The sequence below is a fragment of the Dehalogenimonas etheniformans genome (assembly GCF_014672715.2).
Classification (GTDB): Bacteria; Chloroflexota; Dehalococcoidia; order Dehalococcoidales; family Dehalococcoidaceae; genus Dehalogenimonas; species Dehalogenimonas etheniformans.
Genome location: NZ_CP058566.2, coordinates 823350 through 839279 on the forward strand (window position 1 = coordinate 823350; position 15930 = coordinate 839279).

15 protein-coding genes and 1 tRNA gene are annotated in these 15930 nt (G+C 52.9%); 6 read left to right on the top strand and 10 right to left on the bottom strand.

The features are described 5' to 3' along the window. Positions 1-5: 5 nt before the first annotated feature. Together HX448_RS04170 and HX448_RS04175 are read right to left on the bottom strand one after the other, a co-directional pair. Entirely contained in the window at positions 6-596 is a 591-nt protein-coding gene (locus HX448_RS04170; protein WP_102330486.1) for a phosphatase PAP2 family protein, read from the bottom strand. Continuing rightward, on the bottom strand, positions 584-973 hold the full coding sequence (locus HX448_RS04175; RefSeq protein WP_102330485.1) for a hypothetical protein: 390 nt from the start codon (positions 971-973) through the stop codon (positions 584-586). Before HX448_RS04175 ends, HX448_RS04170 begins: the two co-directional genes overlap by 13 nt. An 83-nt stretch (positions 974-1056) precedes the next feature. On the opposite strand from HX448_RS04175, the gene HX448_RS04180 reads away from it, so the two are divergent. Beyond that, positions 1057-1299 carry a hypothetical protein gene (locus HX448_RS04180; protein ID WP_190259841.1) on the top strand — a complete coding sequence of 81 codons (243 nt, stop codon included), beginning with the start codon at positions 1057-1059 and terminating at the stop codon, positions 1297-1299. A 48-nt stretch (positions 1300-1347) separates the two neighbouring features. On the opposite strand, the gene rlmN is transcribed toward HX448_RS04180, so the two are convergent. Next, on the bottom strand, positions 1348-2418 hold the full coding sequence (gene rlmN / locus HX448_RS04185; RefSeq protein WP_226846853.1) for a dual-specificity RNA methyltransferase RlmN: 1071 nt from the start codon (positions 2416-2418) through the stop codon (positions 1348-1350). 191 nt (positions 2419-2609) lie between these two features. Between rlmN and HX448_RS04190 the strand changes: the two genes are divergently transcribed. Then, the gene (locus tag HX448_RS04190; RefSeq protein WP_102330484.1) at positions 2610-3218 is read left to right on the top strand and encodes a hypothetical protein; all 609 of its coding nucleotides are present in this window, start codon (positions 2610-2612) and stop codon (positions 3216-3218) included. Positions 3219-3222: 4 nt separating this feature from the next. On the opposite strand, the gene HX448_RS04195 is transcribed toward HX448_RS04190, so the two are convergent. Beyond that, positions 3223-4602, bottom strand: coding sequence for a cobyrinic acid a,c-diamide synthase CobB (locus HX448_RS04195; RefSeq protein WP_102330483.1), 1380 nt, complete (start codon positions 4600-4602; stop codon positions 3223-3225). Positions 4603-4673: 71 nt separating this feature from the next. Further along, positions 4674-5459: a DUF7839 domain-containing protein gene (locus HX448_RS04200; protein ID WP_102330482.1), complete on the bottom strand. Its 786-nt coding sequence runs from the start codon at positions 5457-5459 to the stop codon at positions 4674-4676. A 163-nt stretch (positions 5460-5622) separates the two neighbouring features. Between HX448_RS04200 and HX448_RS04205 the strand changes: the two genes are divergently transcribed. Further along, entirely contained in the window at positions 5623-5880 is a 258-nt protein-coding gene (locus tag HX448_RS04205) for a hypothetical protein (protein WP_162485877.1), read from the top strand. Positions 5881-5946: 66 nt separating this feature from the next. On the opposite strand, the gene HX448_RS04210 is transcribed toward HX448_RS04205, so the two are convergent. From HX448_RS04210 to HX448_RS04225, 4 genes are all read right to left on the bottom strand, one after another. Next, a tRNA-Lys gene (locus HX448_RS04210) sits at positions 5947-6019 on the bottom strand. 58 nt (positions 6020-6077) lie between these two features. After that, positions 6078-6581, bottom strand: coding sequence for a hydrogenase maturation protease (locus HX448_RS04215; RefSeq protein WP_162485876.1), 504 nt, complete (start codon positions 6579-6581; stop codon positions 6078-6080). Positions 6582-6627: 46 nt separating this feature from the next. Continuing rightward, complete coding sequence (locus HX448_RS04220) at positions 6628-7917, bottom strand: glycosyltransferase family 4 protein (protein WP_102330479.1); 1290 nt, start codon at positions 7915-7917, stop codon at positions 6628-6630. A gap of 187 nt (positions 7918-8104) precedes the next feature. Beyond that, positions 8105-8320 carry a hypothetical protein gene (locus HX448_RS04225; protein ID WP_102330478.1) on the bottom strand — a complete coding sequence of 72 codons (216 nt, stop codon included), beginning with the start codon at positions 8318-8320 and terminating at the stop codon, positions 8105-8107. Between the two features lie 267 nt (positions 8321-8587). Here HX448_RS04225 and glgB point away from each other — a divergent pair, with 267 nt between their 5' ends. The 3 genes from glgB to uvrA all read left to right on the top strand — a co-directional run bounded on the left by glgB (position 8588) and on the right by uvrA (position 15093). Beyond that, entirely contained in the window at positions 8588-10483 is a 1896-nt protein-coding gene (glgB, locus tag HX448_RS04230; protein WP_102330477.1) for a 1,4-alpha-glucan branching protein GlgB, read from the top strand. 53 nt (positions 10484-10536) lie between these two features. Next, positions 10537-11580, top strand: a complete 1044-nt coding sequence (locus tag HX448_RS04235) for an ROK family protein (RefSeq protein ID WP_102330476.1) — start codon at positions 10537-10539, stop codon at positions 11578-11580. Positions 11581-12264: 684 nt separating this feature from the next. Further along, positions 12265-15093, top strand: a complete 2829-nt coding sequence (gene uvrA, locus HX448_RS04240) for an excinuclease ABC subunit UvrA (protein WP_102330475.1) — start codon at positions 12265-12267, stop codon at positions 15091-15093. Here uvrA and HX448_RS04245 read toward each other — a convergent pair. Then, positions 15090-15929 (bottom strand): alpha/beta hydrolase, encoded by an 840-nt coding sequence (locus HX448_RS04245; protein ID WP_162485875.1) that lies wholly within the window; start codon positions 15927-15929, stop codon positions 15090-15092. The two genes, uvrA and HX448_RS04245, sit on opposite strands and share 4 nt — an antisense overlap. Position 15930 lies beyond the last annotated feature (1 nt).

A 15930-nucleotide genomic window follows, 5' to 3' on the forward strand; every position in this document is an offset into this window, starting at 1 on the left:
TTGCCTCAAGCCAAAAAAACAGCCCTGGCCAGCCTGAGCAGGAAATTGACAAAGAAATCCAGCCTGGCGAACAACCATCGTACGAACAAGGCCACGGCGCCTCCGACGGCCGCCCCGCCGATGATGTCCAGGGGATAGTACATGCCGGCGACGATGCGGCAAAAAGAATGGATGGCGGCTACGATCAAAAACACTTTACCTGCTTGTTTGTTGCCCAGCCAAACAGCAAAGGCGATGCCGAACAGGATCGCCGCGGAATTGGAGGGGAAAGACGAATCGGTCGGCTGGTATAACAGTGTCGTCACTGCGATCTCGTTGAAAGGTCGTGGGCGGAACACAAATTCATTCAGGATGGCCACCACTCCGGTGGCGATTCCCAAGCTCGCCATAGCCTGGAGGGCCAGTTTTTGGTTCGTCTCCCGTTGCCGTATCTCTGACGTACCAAACCAAAGCAGCAACAGCCCGAGGCTGGCGCCTACGATAAGAAAATAGTCGTTAGCCAGTCCCTTTATGACCTCATCCAGTATTGTCCATCGGCCGGCGAGGCTGTTGATAAACAGAGACAGGGCTTTATCGACAGCTATCAGCGCCTCCACTTAAACCTCGCAAATAGCGCTTGAACGAAAGTTCTCTCCTTGAGGGCTTCCAGACAGGGCTGGACCGGGGTGGTGGTTTTCAGCCGGGAATGGTTAAGGACCGAACTTAGGATAACGGTAACACCCACTGCCGAAAGCGTTGCCAGGGTGAACAAGCCGGCTTGCTGCGAACCTTCGATTATACCCACGGGGTTGCGGTAGTTCCAGGTAAAGAAAATAATCGCCCCCGGGGCGATCAAAAGCCCCGCGACCAGCCTGTTGACTGAAGCTTTCTGGCTGAACAGCAGACCTTTTAATCCGCTTTTGTTCGCAGCCGCCTGGATGAATCCCAGGGCGGAGCAAAATACCAATATAAAATATTCAGTACCTAAAGACATGCTCTTGTTCCGGGATTTTTTAGAACAACAGAAACAAAGCTAGAAATGCGTTTTGTATCGAATTATTGACTGGACGAATAACAATGCCAGCAGGTGATTTCACAATCGCTTGCGTTCGGCAGGAAATTGCTGCTTTTGCTTTCCGCTACCCAGGCTCCCGGCTTGCTTTCGCCGGTGCGCCTCTCCCAGACGAGAGCCCGGTTGCACCGGCCCATGTGCTGGTGGCTGCGATTGGCACACTCGCAACGCCCTCCCGAACGGGTCCAGGCTTGCTGAACTACGGCATTCGAGAACATCGGACGATCCTCGTACAAAATCCGGGCTGAATTATACCACTACTAAAAAAATCTAACTAACGCTCACTACCTCTGATGTCAGGCAACCGGCGGCTTTTCTTCACGCCGGCGCAACTGGCCGCACGCAGCATCGATATCAGCCCCGCGCCGGAGCCGTTGGGTCACCTGGATGCCGTGAGAAGACAGAACGGCGGAAAATGCCTTGACCCGCTCTTGGGGGCTGGTCTTGAAGGGTAGCCCGGCCGCCGGGTTGAACGGAATCAGGTTAACGTGGCAATTCAATCCTCGCAGCAGTTCGGAAAGCTGTACCGCTTCTTCCTGGCTGTCGTTGATCTTGTCGATTAGGCAATATTCGATAGTTATCCTCCGGCCGGTCGCCATAAAGTATTCACGGCAAGTTTCGATGATCTTGGCAACATTCCATCGTGTCAGGCTCGGTATCAGCCGGCGCCTCAATTCATCATTCGGCGCGTGGAGGGAGACCGCCAGTGTGACCGGCAGTTTTTCTTTCATCAGGCTGCGGATTCCCGGCACGTAGCCTATGGTCGAAACAGTGAGATGCCTGGCGCTTATTCCCATTTCTTCGTTCAGCAGGCGCAGAGCCTTGACCGTCGAATTGTAGTTGAGCAACGGCTCGCCCATTCCCATGAAGGTCACGTGATCGATTTTGAGTTGCGGACGGGCTTCTGTTGCTGTATTTACGGCGCCGTTTACGGTCAATACCTGATCGACGATCTCACCGGGAGTCAGGTTGCGCTTGAACCCGCTCTGACCCGTGGCGCAGAAAGCGCATCCGACCGGGCAACCGGCCTGGGTGGAAACACAGCAGCTGAACCTTTCGGCGTATAGCATGCCTACCGTTTCAACCTTCGCCCCGTCCATCAATTCCAGAAGGAGCTTGATCGTGCCGTCGGAAGCCTGCTGGCGGGTGATTTCACGAGAGCGCCCGACCGTGTAATTCGCCTTCAATTTTTCCCTGAAAGGCGCCGGAAGGGTCAGCATCTGGTCGAAGTCACAAGCCCCCTGCTTGTACAGCCAGTCAGTTACCTGACGGCCCCGGAAAGCCGGCAGACCTTCCGATTCGGTTATGGCGATCAGTTCCCGGGTATTCATGCCCAGGAGGGCGGGGTGGGTGTCACAATTTTTCACTTCTGGATTATCTCAAAAGCGACACCGTGCGGCAAAACACATAGCAGGCATGCGATTGTTAAATGCTACAATAAGAAAAAACAGGTGAAAATAATGACCGTCGTACCGTTGATCACATCCATCGTGAGTCTGATTTTCGCGGTCCTGGTCCTGGACCAGTTCTTCGCCCATCGGCGTCCGTATCAGTTGGTATGGTGCCTGGGGCTGTTGATATACGCCTTAAGCTCCGGCTCGGAATTCGTTGCCAACACAGCGGCATCTCCGAGGCCGTCTATAAGACCTGGTATCTCTTCGGCGCAATCCTGGTAGCCGCCTGGCTCGGTATGGGCACACTCTACTTGCTGTTAAAACGGGGCGTGGCGAACATCATTATGGTCGTTCTGGCCATGGTCTCGATTTTCGCGGCATTTAAGGTTTACACGGTCTCCATCGATGTCGGCGGATTAACCGGACTGGCGACCGGCATCATGCCCGGAGGCATCGTCGCCCTGACGGTAATCCTCAATATTTTCGGTACGCTGGCACTGGTGGGCGGCGCTCTTTACAGCGCCTGGTTTTTCTGGCGGAACCGCACGATGAAACACCGGGTGCTATCCAATATCCTCATTGCTTTCGGTGCCATCCTTCCGGCTATGGGCGGCACCAGCATGAGGCTCTCCGGCGACATGACGCTCTTTTATTTCATGGAAATGGCCGGGATTGTCATCATCTTCATTGGGTTCCTGCGGTCGAATGAGGTCTTCGGAGTCGCCTGGTTCCCGCTGATCCACGGCTTTTCTAAGATTGAAACCCGGCGATAAACCGCTATTTCCTATGAGTAGCCGATTCCACAAATTTCTGTGCCAGCCGGGGATCGCTGCCGAAATGCAGGTGGAGGTAGCTGGCCAGCAAATTGTTTTCCGGTCCCAGAACGAAGCCTTCTAGCTGCTCTTTGGGGTCGGTAACCTGATAAGCTGCAACGGTCTGATCCGGCTCATCGAGTTTCGACCAGTGGAACAGGTGGCCCCTGATCGGCTGGCCTTTGCCAGCGATGGGTGTCGATTTCAAGGCCGTTGCCTTTGTGTAGCCCAGGCGTTGGAGCTTATTCTGCATCTCGCAATAACCGGGCAGCAAGCCGACCATTTCGTATCGGTTACCACGGAAATCGGCGATGCCCTGGGAGAGGTACATCAATCCGCCGCATTCGGCATAAACCGGCAGCTCTGACGCTACCGCGTCTCGAATGGCACGCTTCATCGAAAGATTAGCCTCGAGTTCGCGCAAAAACACCTCCGGAAATCCGCCGCCGATGTACACGCCGTTGGTTCCTGCGGGCAAAATACTATCCGCGACAGGACTGAAATTGACGATTTCAGCCCCCCAGGCCCGGAGCATTTCAATATTGGCTTCGTAGTAAAAATTGAAAGCTTCATCCCTGGCCACGGCAATACGGCAGCGTGGAGAAATGGGATGGTCTGGAAACAGCACAGCGTTTTGTTTTAGCGTAAACTCTGGAGCTTTTCGAGCCAAATCCAAGAGCTGATCGAGATCGATATGCTCCTCGATAAGGTCGCCTAATTCATCGAGGAAACTCTTCCCCCCGCCGCGCTCCGCCACCGGTACCAGACCCAGGTGCCTTTCGGGCAGGGTGAGGTTGGCGGTTTTGGGCAGGTAACCGATGACCGGAACGCCGCAGCGCTCCTCGATGGCGCTTTTAGCCGAACGGAGGTGTGATTGGCTTCCCACCTGGTTCAGAATGATGCCCGATACCTTTACATCTGGATCGTAGGTGCAGTACCCCAGCGCCATAGCAGCGGCGCTTTCGCTCATCTTGGCTATATTAAGCACCAGGATAACCGGTGCGTCGATGATTTTAGCGATCTTGGCAGTGCTGCCGCCGCCTTCGGGCTTCCGGTGGCCGTCGTAGAGGCCCATGACCCCCTCGACCACGGCTATGTCCTTGCTCCGGTTAAAATAGCTGAAAAGCTCTTTCAGGTTACCTTCGGGCAGCATCCAGGAATCGAGGTTGTGGCAGTAGCCGGAGGCGGCAAGGCTGAGGTAGCCCGGATCGATGTAGTCCGGGCCGCATTTAAACGGTTGAACTCTGAGGCCGCGGCGGTGAAGGGCGTAGGTTATGCCGGTAGCGATGGTCGTTTTACCGACGCCGCTCGAAGTTCCAGCTATAACGAAACGAGGAATGTTCAAATCAGCCCCTCGGGGAAACTAAAGCTCATTTGATTATAATCCGGTGAAGTTTATCGGTCAATGGGTTACGGTCATTTAATCCGGAGATCGATCAAATGAGGCTTGATTTCGGCATCGGATAAAACCTTGGTCAACGCAGGGATTTCCTCGGCTACCGCCACGATGACCACTTCAAGGCCGTAGCGCAAAGCTTCTACCGCCACCTGGGGAACGGCGTAAAAATATCTTGGTTCTACGGCAATTTTCCTCAGGGCGGCATATGCCTCAATGCCCGCAGCCGCCACATGTTTCTTGCCTTCTACCAAAGATTTTAACCGTGACAGATCAGCGCTGCGGGAGCCCCCCTCGAGGATGCCGGGCACAGATACCAGGGTGATCCTACCTAATTTCAGCGGGATAATGCCTTTAACCCCGGAAATACCGACATCTTCTCCCGATTCGGCGTTTTGTGCCGCCAATCCCCATGCTCCGCCATTCTTTTCCGGTCGGGCAGAGAGTATCCCTTCTCTCATCACCAGGCCGACTTCCTGGCCTTCGGAGATTTTACCTTCCGCTAACGCAGCATTGACCGAGATATCAGTGACAGCTCGTTCGGCTAAGTTGACATAATCGTTTAACGCCCTGAGTTCTTTGAGCATCCAATTCACGCCGCTGGAAGTGACCCGATAGCGTGAACGACCTTCGGCGGCAACCAATCCATCGGCGGTCATATGCTTTAAATAGTCCGAAATTGCCTGTGGAGTGATGCTAAGGTTCGCGGCGATGGTTTTCTGCTCGATAGCCGGACCTTTTGAAGCAATCTCTACCATTATTTGAAATCGGGTGGAGGCGTTTTTGGTATGCAGGATATCAGCCATCGGGTTCTCTCATCAGATAGGTGATGCACATTATAGCATTGACATTCAATCTATTTCGGGGTATTACGTTGATTAAATGCTGGTGTAATATTTTGACATAATAAAGATAAGGGACTATATTTATTTACAATTGGCAAGTTAAAGAATAGAAGGTTTGTAGCACGTGAAAATTAGAACTTTGGTGATAGTTGCGGCGACAATCGGAGTATTTACTTTAGCGGGTTGTTCCTCCAAAGCTGGCGCTGAGCAAAATACCAATCCGCCGGTAACAACGCCCCCGCCGACTACGTCACTGGCGCCGACAGGAGATAACACGCCGCCCATCCTGAGTGGTTACGCGAACTGCCTTGGTTGCCATGGGTACGTGCCGGCAGGAATCCTCCCGGGCAGCCATGGTAGCCTGACCGTAGATGGCGATTAGATTTTAACTTGAACAAAAGAAGGCCACCGCTCGCGGTGGCCTTCTTGTTTTTGATCGGTTTTAATGTGAGCCGCCTGGGGCTCGAACCCAGCACAACCTGATTAAAAGTCAGGTGCTCTACCAACTGAGCTAGCGGCCCATGTAAAGGGAAGTTTAACAAAACTTGCGGCTATGGCGCAAATATCGCCGTTCGGAGCTTAACATCCGGGGACGTTCTGCAAATCCTCCAGGATAAAGCCAATCACTTTTTTTACCGCCATGGAGACAGGTTCGGTGAGTCCTTCATGCAATTCCAAACTGCCCGGTTGAATGCCATAGAAGATGACGTCCCCCGGCAGTTCACCGGTCAGACCGAGCAAGAAGATGGCTTCATGGACGCCGATGTCGTGCACCGACACGCTCATCTTCCGGGTTTCAGCCAGTTGTTCCGGACCGAATTTGAACACCGCGCCGGGCTCTACATCTGCGTCGAGGGCATCGATGATGATAACTTTCTCGCGCCCACGCATGACATCGATGAGTTCCATCGCCCGGGTCGCACCGTCGACGACTTCGACACACGCCGGCAGGGGATGCTTCTGGAGTTCCTCGACGACACGCACACCGACTCCCTCATCTGACAGCAAAATGTTGCCAACGCCCAAAACCAGTACGCGCAGGGGAACCTTGTTATCTGTGTCATCGGGACTTGTCCGAGTCATGAGTTCACAGGATACCATAACTGCGGCACTTTGGCATGAGCCAGCCTCAGACAGCGAAAGCTTTGTCTCTGTCTCCTGAAACCTTGTCCATCAGACCCTTGATCACCGCCTCCCAGGTATAATCCTTGGCGGTCGCCCGCGCCGAATTTCGAATCTTGCCTTCGTGATGATCATTTTCATCAAGGTAAGTGACGTATTCTTCAATTTCCTTTGGGTCGGTTGATTCAAGGACTATGGCGTTATCGAGGTGCCTGGCGTAATCCTCGCCGGTGCCGCCGGTGAAGGCAACGCCCCCGGCCGCCATCGCTTCGAGGCCGACCAAACCGAACGGCTCATGGCGGCTGTTAGCCAGCACAGCGTCCGAGGTGTTGTAAAGGATTCTTAGCAGTTGAGGGCTGCAGTGAAATTTCATGTTGACCACATCGGCGTCTTGGGCTCCCTGGACGACCGCCTCCAGGCAATCAGGGGTACCGGGGGAATCAGAAAACACGTCTTTGACTCTCAGTCCGAGTTGATGAGCGTTGTAAAGGACTTCTTCGCCGAAAGGCTCCATGCCTCCCCGAGCCAGCAAAAGAGGTTGCTTGCCGGCGCTTTTCAACCTAGCAGTAGCTTCAACCGCTTCATTCCAACCTTTGGTGGGATCAAACCGGGCAACCTTGGTAAGCAACAGGTCTCGTTTCAGTTTTGCTCTTAGTTCCGTCGATTCCTCTTCATCGATACCACCGAGCATGGCTTCCGGGATGCCGTTGGGGATCACGATGGAGTTAATACCCTTTTCTCTCATCACGTGTTTCATGTACTTACTGACGGTGGTCACCGTGGAGTTCTCGGCGAGCCTTTTCCAATCGATGCGTTCAAATCCAAAGGTATTGTTGGCGTTCCACAAGATTTCGGTTTTTTCACGTAAGCCGGCGGCAAGGAGTTGTTCCCCAAGGCGGCAAGTAGCTTCCGCTGTATGCCATTCTTCGGAAAGTACAACGACGTTTTCCCGACGCTCCACCGCCGGCCGGATAATCCTATCGATAACATAGGGAGGGATAGACCTGCTGTAATCCTCGACCTTCTCGTTTTCTCCCTGGTAAACGCCATTGGGATTGTATTCGGAGATCCATTGGCACCACCGATGAAGAGTTAAATGGCTGTCCGGCTGCGATTCCTCACCGCGGCGTTTCGGGTCGCCGATAAAAAACAGATGGGTGTCGTAGTTCCTGCCCAGGCAATGGCTCAGATTGGAAACGCGCGCCCCCAACCCCCCGGCGAGCGAATATCTGTCCGGCCCTTCGAACGAAAGGAGAATAAAAGTCGTGTTGCCGCTTGTAAATTTACGCCTATCCACTCAGAGTCCCTTTTTCCCAATCACTGCCATAAAATTGGCTAGCCCCCATGGTTGGACTCATTATCAAGCCTGAAGATGAAGCAGGGGAATTGGTATAACTACCTAAAGGTCCCCCCGTCGGGTACTTAATTTCCGGTAAGTACTTTGTGGGTGGGCGGTTTAGGGTGAGTTCACCGAAGGAAAAGCGCTAGTGTCGCCAGGTTTCGTCTGAACCGAAATAAACCAGCAATGTGGTATCGAGATCGCGTTCCAATTGCTGAAAGGCTAGAGGTCGGCTCTTGATATCATGAAGCTGTGGCCGTTTTTCCAGTGCGATTAGTTTGACACCCTCGCCCATATCTTTTTCAAGTTCTCGGAGCCGCGATAATCCGTATTGATCGATCTGTTTAAACAACTGTGCCATATGATTCTCCTCTGAGTAATGAAAACATTATCTACGCAATCGGTAGATTGTGTAATTAGTAGGCTTACGAATTGTTGCTGTTTTGGTTACTTATTTTTGCTTGCAGGGTGTACTTGTTAACCTTGGCAGCATTACGACCGGGCGGTACATGTAGAATGATGATCCATAGGAAGCATTAAGTGATTCGAAACCGAACGGCGTATAATTGCCGCGAAAGAGGTGCGGAGGAGCACAATAGGCGATAAACCTCTAGACCCCGAACATAAAATGCCCTCAGGTCCTTGGATAACCGAAGAGGACATCTACCTGTTCAGCGAAGGCACCCACGCCAGGCTGTACCAGAGGCTGGGAGCCCATTCCAGAATTGTCGATGGTGTTCAGGGCACCCAATTTGCCGTTTGGGCGCCCAATGCGTCGGAAGTCTCCGTGCTGGGCGATTTCAACGGCTGGAAGAGGACGGTGAACCCGCTGGCCCGCGGAAGAACCGGTATCTGGGAGGGGTTTATCCCCGCGGTCGGCCCGGGTACAGTTTACAAGTATTTCATCCGGTCGAGAGTCAACAATTACGGGGTCGAAAAAGCTGATCCCTTTGCCTTCTTTGCGGAAATACCTCCGAAAACGGCTTCGGTGGTCTGTGACCTCGATTATGAATGGCAGGACTCCGATTGGATGGCCCGCCGCGCATCCTTGATTTCCACTGATGCCCCGGTTTCCATTTATGAGCTTCATCTCGGATCATGGAGACGCATAGCGCAGGATAATCGCTGGATGACCTATCGTGAAATTGCCTCTGAACTCGCTGATTACGTGACCAAGGCCGGCTTTACCCACGTGGAATTGCTTCCCGTGATGGAGCATCCCTTTTACGGTTCATGGGGCTATCAGATCACCGGCTATTTCGCCCCGACAAGCCGATACGGCACTCCCCAGGATCTGATGTATTTGGTTGATTATCTGCATCAGCGCGGTATCGGTGTTATTCTCGATTGGGTGCCTTCGCATTTCCCTGACGATCAACACGGGTTGGCTTTTTTCGATGGCACCAACTTATTTGAGCATGAAGACCCGCGTAAGCGCCTGCATCCCGAATGGAAAAGCCTGATTTTCGATTATGGACGCAATGAGGTGAGGAGTTTTCTGTACTCAAGCGCTCTCTTCTGGTTGGACAAGTACCATGCTGACGGGCTCAGGGTCGATGCCGTTGCCTCCATGTTATACCTGGATTACGGCCGCAAGGCCGGGGACTGGGTTCCGAACAAGTTCGGCGGACGTGAGAATTTAGACGCTGTCGATTTTTTGCGACAACTCAACCAGTTCGTTTACCGCGAGTTTCCCGGAGTTCAAACCATCGCCGAAGAGTCGACCTCGTGGCCAATGGTTTCACGCCCGGTGTATGTCGGCGGGCTGGGGTTCGGGTATAAATGGGACATGGGATGGATGAACGATTCTCTGCGGTATCTAGCCCGGGACCCGATATTCCGCAAATATCATCACCGCGAACTGAATTTCAGGCGGCTGTACGCTTTTTCGGAAAATTTTGTGTTACCGTTGTCCCACGATGAGGTTGTCCACGGCAAGTCGTCGCTCCTTTCCAAAATGCCTAGCGATGATTGGCGGAAGTTTGCCAACCTGCGGCTGCTGCTTGGTTACCAATACGCCCAGAGTGGGAAAAAGCTGCTTTTCATGGGCGGGGAGTTTGGGCAAAGGCGGGAATGGGACCATGACGCAGCCGTTGAATGGGCTTTATTGCAATATGCCCCGCATCATGGGCTTTTTCGCTGGGTATCCGATTTAAATACGTTGTATAGGCAAGAGTCGGCTATGCACCAACTGGATTGCGAACCTTCGGGTTTCGAGTGGATTGACGCTGACGATTATGAAAACAGCGTGCTGTCCTTTATTCGCAAAGACCGAGCCGGAGGATCGATCGTGGTCGTGTGCAACTTTACTCCGGTCCCGCGCGAGGGTTATCTGGTTGGCATCCCCGAACCGGGCTGGTACCGGGAATTGTTGAACAGTGACGCCGAATGTTACGGCGGCAGCGGTTGGGGAAACCTCGGCGGAAAAGATTCCGATCTAAAACCGATGCACGGCCGACCCCACTCTTTGACCCTGAATCTGCCCCCGTTGTCTGTCATCTTTCTGAAACGGGGTAAAAAATGAATGCAACTATCTTGTAGTCTCAACCATATTTTAATTGTTTTAAGAGTCCGTTCGTGGTGAGCCTGTCGAACCATGAACGGACTGACGATCTCGTTCTTGGGATCGATGTCGGCGGTACCAAGATATTGTCGGCTGTCATTGACCCCGAAGGAAACAAAGTATCTGAGTATCTTACCGCCACCCGGGCATCCGAGGGTTTCGAGGAAGTCCTGAAATCTATCGTTGAATCCGGATTTGGTGCGCTGGTAAAAGCCGGAAAAGGATTTTCCGAAGTTCGCGCCACCGGTTTGGCGGTTGCCGGTTTGATCGATGCAAAAGATGGCATAGTCCGCGCTTCGCCCAATCTGCCCGGCTGGAGAAACGTACCCTTACGTGATCGAGTCGAAGCCGCTTTCGGTAATCGGGTATTTTTGATCAACGACGCTCATGCTGCCGCTGCAGGGGAGCATTATTTCGGAGCGGGGCGTGGTTGCCGCGATTTTGTTTACATAACAGTGAGCACCGGAATAGGCGGCGGACTCATCCTCAATAACGAACTCTATGAGGGTGCAAACGGCTTCGGCGGAGAAGTCGGTCACATGGTGATAGATGACAAAGGACCCTTATGCAATTGTGGCAACAGGGGCTGCTGGGAGATGTTGGCATCGGGCAAAGCTTTGGAAAGAGAGGCTCTCCGCCTAATCGAGTCCGGCTCTAATACGACCATTCCTTTATTTTGTCATCCTGACCCAGAGCAAAGCGAAGGGGAAGGATCTCAATCTCACCCAATCAAATGCATCACCGCCAAAGCCATCCATGCTGCCGCGCTAGCTGGCGACCCTCTTGCCGTCGAATTGATTCAACGGACCGGTTACTACCTGGGAGTGGGGTTGTCCAACATCATCAACATATTCAACCCTGAATTGATCGTGATTGGTGGCGGGCTTTCGAATATCGGCGATATGCTTTTTAAACCCGCCATCGAAGAAGCGCACAGACGGGCTTTCAAGCAATCGTTCGATCTGGTGAAATTTACTTTGGCGGAGTTGGGCGCTTACTCAGGAGTCATCGGCGCTGCCGCTTATGCCCGCCAGCAATTGGGCCGCCCTAAAGAGTAGGGGCTGGTTTTTACCCGCCCCGCCCGGTTCCCAACGATGTCATCACACGGTTTTTGGGTCGAGCATGAGATCTCTTTTCTCGGGTAACATTATCTAAAAATATCCCACCAAAAACGTCACGAAACGCTTGACAGTTAAGGAAACACCTGTGCTATAATAGCCGCTATGTCCTATAGCACACCTGTACCAACCTGCCTCCGAAATGAAGACCGCGGGCATTTGAATTATTGCCCTGAACGTTCGTTTTTTGGAACAAATCGTACGTTTGCGATGAAGCTGATTCTGGATGATTCGTTTCAGAAAAAAAGGTTTTCTGAAAACACGAAAAACAAATTCGACGCCCCGACCTAGGTTGAAAGAGACATTGTTTTCTGCAATACCCTCGGCGAAACAATTCGCTCAGCACCGATTTTCACGATTAAACACCGGAATTGTTTCAAAAACCGGTTAGTTGTTTTGTCTGAAAATGAACGTAAAATCCGAGTCGTTTTCCGAAAAATGTATCAAAAGTGAAAAAACAAAAAAACAATCCAAGGGGACGTGAGGAAATTTAAGAACCAGAGCTGAAACCTCACGGCTGACTGCTGGGAGCTACACCCCCCTGATTGCCACAATTGACATAAAGCGAGTATAATTAAAGGCTGTTTTTGAAGGATTTACTTTTATTTCCCTCAAGGAGTTTCAATGCCTCTCGATAAAATCGTTGTAAAAGGTGCCCGTGAGCACAACCTCAAAAATATTGACGTTACCATCCCCAGGGACAAGCTGGTTGTTATTACCGGGGCATCAGGGTCGGGTAAAAGTTCGCTTGCTTTCGATACAATCTACGCGGAAGGTCAGCGCCGCTACATGGAATCCCTTTCCGCCTACGCCCGGCAATTCCTCGGGCGCATGGAAAAGCCGGATGTCGACTACATCGAAGGCTTATCGCCGGCTATCTCAATCGACCAGAAGGGCGCGTCGAGGAATCCCCGTTCCACAGTTGGCACGACCACCGAGATCTACGATTACCTCCGGCTGCTTTTTGCCCGCATAGGTCATCCGCATTGTCCCAACTGCGGCCGCGAGATCGCGATGCAGGCGGTGGAGCAGATCGTGGACACGGTAAAGGCGCTTCCTGCGGATTCTCGCATCCTGGTTCTCGCGCCGCTGGTCAAGGACCGGAAGGGCGAACACCAGGCGATGTTCAAGGAACTACGAAAGTCCGGTTATGCCCGGGTACGCATCGACGGGGCAGTACTTGATCTCGCCGAGGATATAGAGCTCGACAAGAAGAAAAAGCACAAAATCGAAGTAGTCATCGACCGCCTGGTCATAGGCCAGTCTGATACACAGAGCCGGTTGGCTGATTCGATCGAAACAGCTTTAAAACTCGGCGAAGGGGTCGTTGTCGTATCGATCGTCGAAGGCTCGGAATATCTTTTTTCCGAGAAATTTGCCTGCGCAGATTGCGGCGTCTCGTTGGGCGAGATCGAGCCCCGCAGTTTCAGCTTCAACTCACCCCATGGTGCTTGCCCGGATTGTACCGGCCTCGGCATTAAGATGGAATTCGATCCGGACTTGGTGATCCCAAATAAAAAACTATCCCTCGCTGAAGGCGCCATCCATCCTTACCAGTGGCAGACATGGTACTTCTCTCAACTCGAAGATATCGCCCGGCGATATAACTTCAGCCTGAACGCACCTGTGGAGCGATTGACGCCGGAACAGATGGAGGTCGTTCTTTACGGCGAAGGCGGCGACAGAATCAAATACAAAAACCGATTTGGCAGGACCAGGGAGTACACTTCCGGATTCGAGGGGGTCATACCCAGGTTGGAGCGGCTCTACAAAGACTCCGAATCCGAACAGGTGCGAGCCGGGATCGAACGCTACATGATGGCTACACCATGTCCCACCTGCGGCGGCAAACGGCTCAAACCCGAAGCATTATCTGTGTTGATCGACGGCAAAAACATCGCCGAAATCTCAGCTCTATCGGTCGTTGACAGCCTCGAATGGGTTGAGCGCCTGGCCGATACCAAAACCCCTCTTTCCGAGCGCGAACAACTTATCGCCAAGCAGATACTCAAGGAACTGAAATCGAGGTTAGGTTTCCTCGAAGACGTCGGCCTGGATTATTTATCCGTCGACCGTGGTTCGGCAACCCTTTCGGGAGGCGAATCGCAACGGATTCGATTGGCGACCCAGATCGGTTCGGGATTGATGGGCGTTCTTTATATATGTGATGAGCCTACGGTAGGTCTCCATCCTGCCGATGATTCCCGTTTGATCGATACTTTGAAAAGGCTGCGCGACCTTGGCAATTCAATAATCGTCGTTGAACACGACGAAGCCATGATGCGGGCTGCGGATTGGATCGTAGACCTTGGGCCGGGCGCAGGGGAACACGGTGGTCATATTATCGTATCGGGTCCCCTCGACGAGGTACTTGAATGTCGCCACTCGGTAACCGGTCAGTACCTGTCGGGACGAAAGTTTATACCATTACCGGAGCATCGAAGGCCGGGGTTGGGCAAGGAGATGGTTATTCGTGGTGCCCGGCAGAACAACCTTAAGAATATAGATGTTCATATTCCGCTCGGGGAGCTTGTATGTATCGCCGGCGTCTCGGGTTCAGGTAAAAGTACCCTGGTCAACGAGATATTGTTCAAGAAGCTTGCCCAGGTATTTAACGGGTCCCGTGAGAAACCGGGCGATCATGACGGCATCGACGGTTTGGAATACATTGACAAGGTGATCGCCATAGACCAATCTCCGATCGGTCGGACACCGAGGAGCAATCCAGCGACTTACACCGGCGCCTTCACACCCATCCGCGATTTATTCGCTACAGTACCAGAAGCTAGAGTGCGCGGGTACAACTCTGGGCGTTTTTCTTTTAACATCAAAGGTGGCCGGTGCGAAGCTTGCCATGGCGAAGGCTACATCGAGATCGAAATGCAGTTTTTGCCTGATGTCACCGTGCCCTGCGACGTTTGCCACGGGCAGCGCTATTCCCGCGAAGTGCTCGATATCAAATTCAAAGACAAAAATATCGCCGAAGTGCTGGACATGACTGTCGATCACGCCCTCGATTTCTTCGAGCATTTTCCGGCGATCAAATCCAAGTTGAAGAGCATGCATGATGTCGGCCTGGGTTACATCCGGTTGGGTCAACCCGCGCCGACTCTTTCCGGCGGCGAGGCGCAACGGATCAAGTTAGCGTCGGAACTGGCTCGTCGCGCGGTTGGGCATACCTTGTATATCCTCGATGAGCCCACAACCGGGCTTTCGTTTGATGACATTGCGGCGCTCTTGAAAGTGATGCAGCGCCTGGTGACAGCCGGAAACTCGGTGGTAGTCATCGAACACCAACTCGATATCATTAAGAATGCCGATTGGGTCATCGACCTTGGCCCCGGCGCCGGGCATCGAGGTGGCCAAATTGTGGCGGTGGGAACACCTGAAGATGTTGCGAAAATCCCGGGATCAGCGACCGGTGAATATCTTAAAAAGGTCTTATCGGCTTAAGCTGGCAGGTGCTTGTCGAGCCAAAGGGACAAAGTACCGAGGACAAAGTCGCGGCAGGGCTCGTTGAAGATTTCGTGGTAACAACCCGGGAAGATCCGGATTTCCTTATCCTGGGAAGATACCGAATCGAAAGTGATCTGGCTGCTTGAAGGACTCGCCAACCGGTCGGCGCCGCCGTGGAGCAGCAGGATCGGCGATTTAACGGCGGTCAGCTTCGTTTGCACGGAAGCCATCGCTGTTATAAGTTCGGCACCCATTCTAACCGGGACTTTTCCCGTGTAGACCAGAGGATCGGCGATATAAGCCTTGACCACCGACTGATCGCGGCTGATGGCTTCGCACTCGATGGTTTGAACGCCCAGGTGGGGTATCAGGGAGGAAAGGGTGCCTGACAGTGAAAGCAGCAACTTAGGGACGTTCTGACCTATTCGCAACAGCATTCCGGAAAGGGCATATCCGGCAACAAACGGCGGATTTTCGGTGGCAAAGGCGATGCTCTCCAAAGCGCCCATGCTGTGTCCGACAATGAAAACCGGTGTTCCCGGATTTTGGGAAGAGACGAAGTTAGAAAAGCTTTTCAGGTCGCCGATGAGATCGGAAAGGCGATTAACATAGCATCGCGGTCCCGGCGATTGACCGTGTCCTCTTTGATCGTAAGTCCAGACGGCATAGCCGCGCGGTACCAGGTGGTTTACGACATTTTGGTACCGGCTCGAATGATCGGCTAAGCCGTGCACCAGGACGATAATGGCTTTCTGCCGGTTGTCGGGCAACCAGGCCTGGTAAAAAAGGGACAGGTGCTTCGCGACCGAAAACTTGCCTTCGAGATGGGTCATT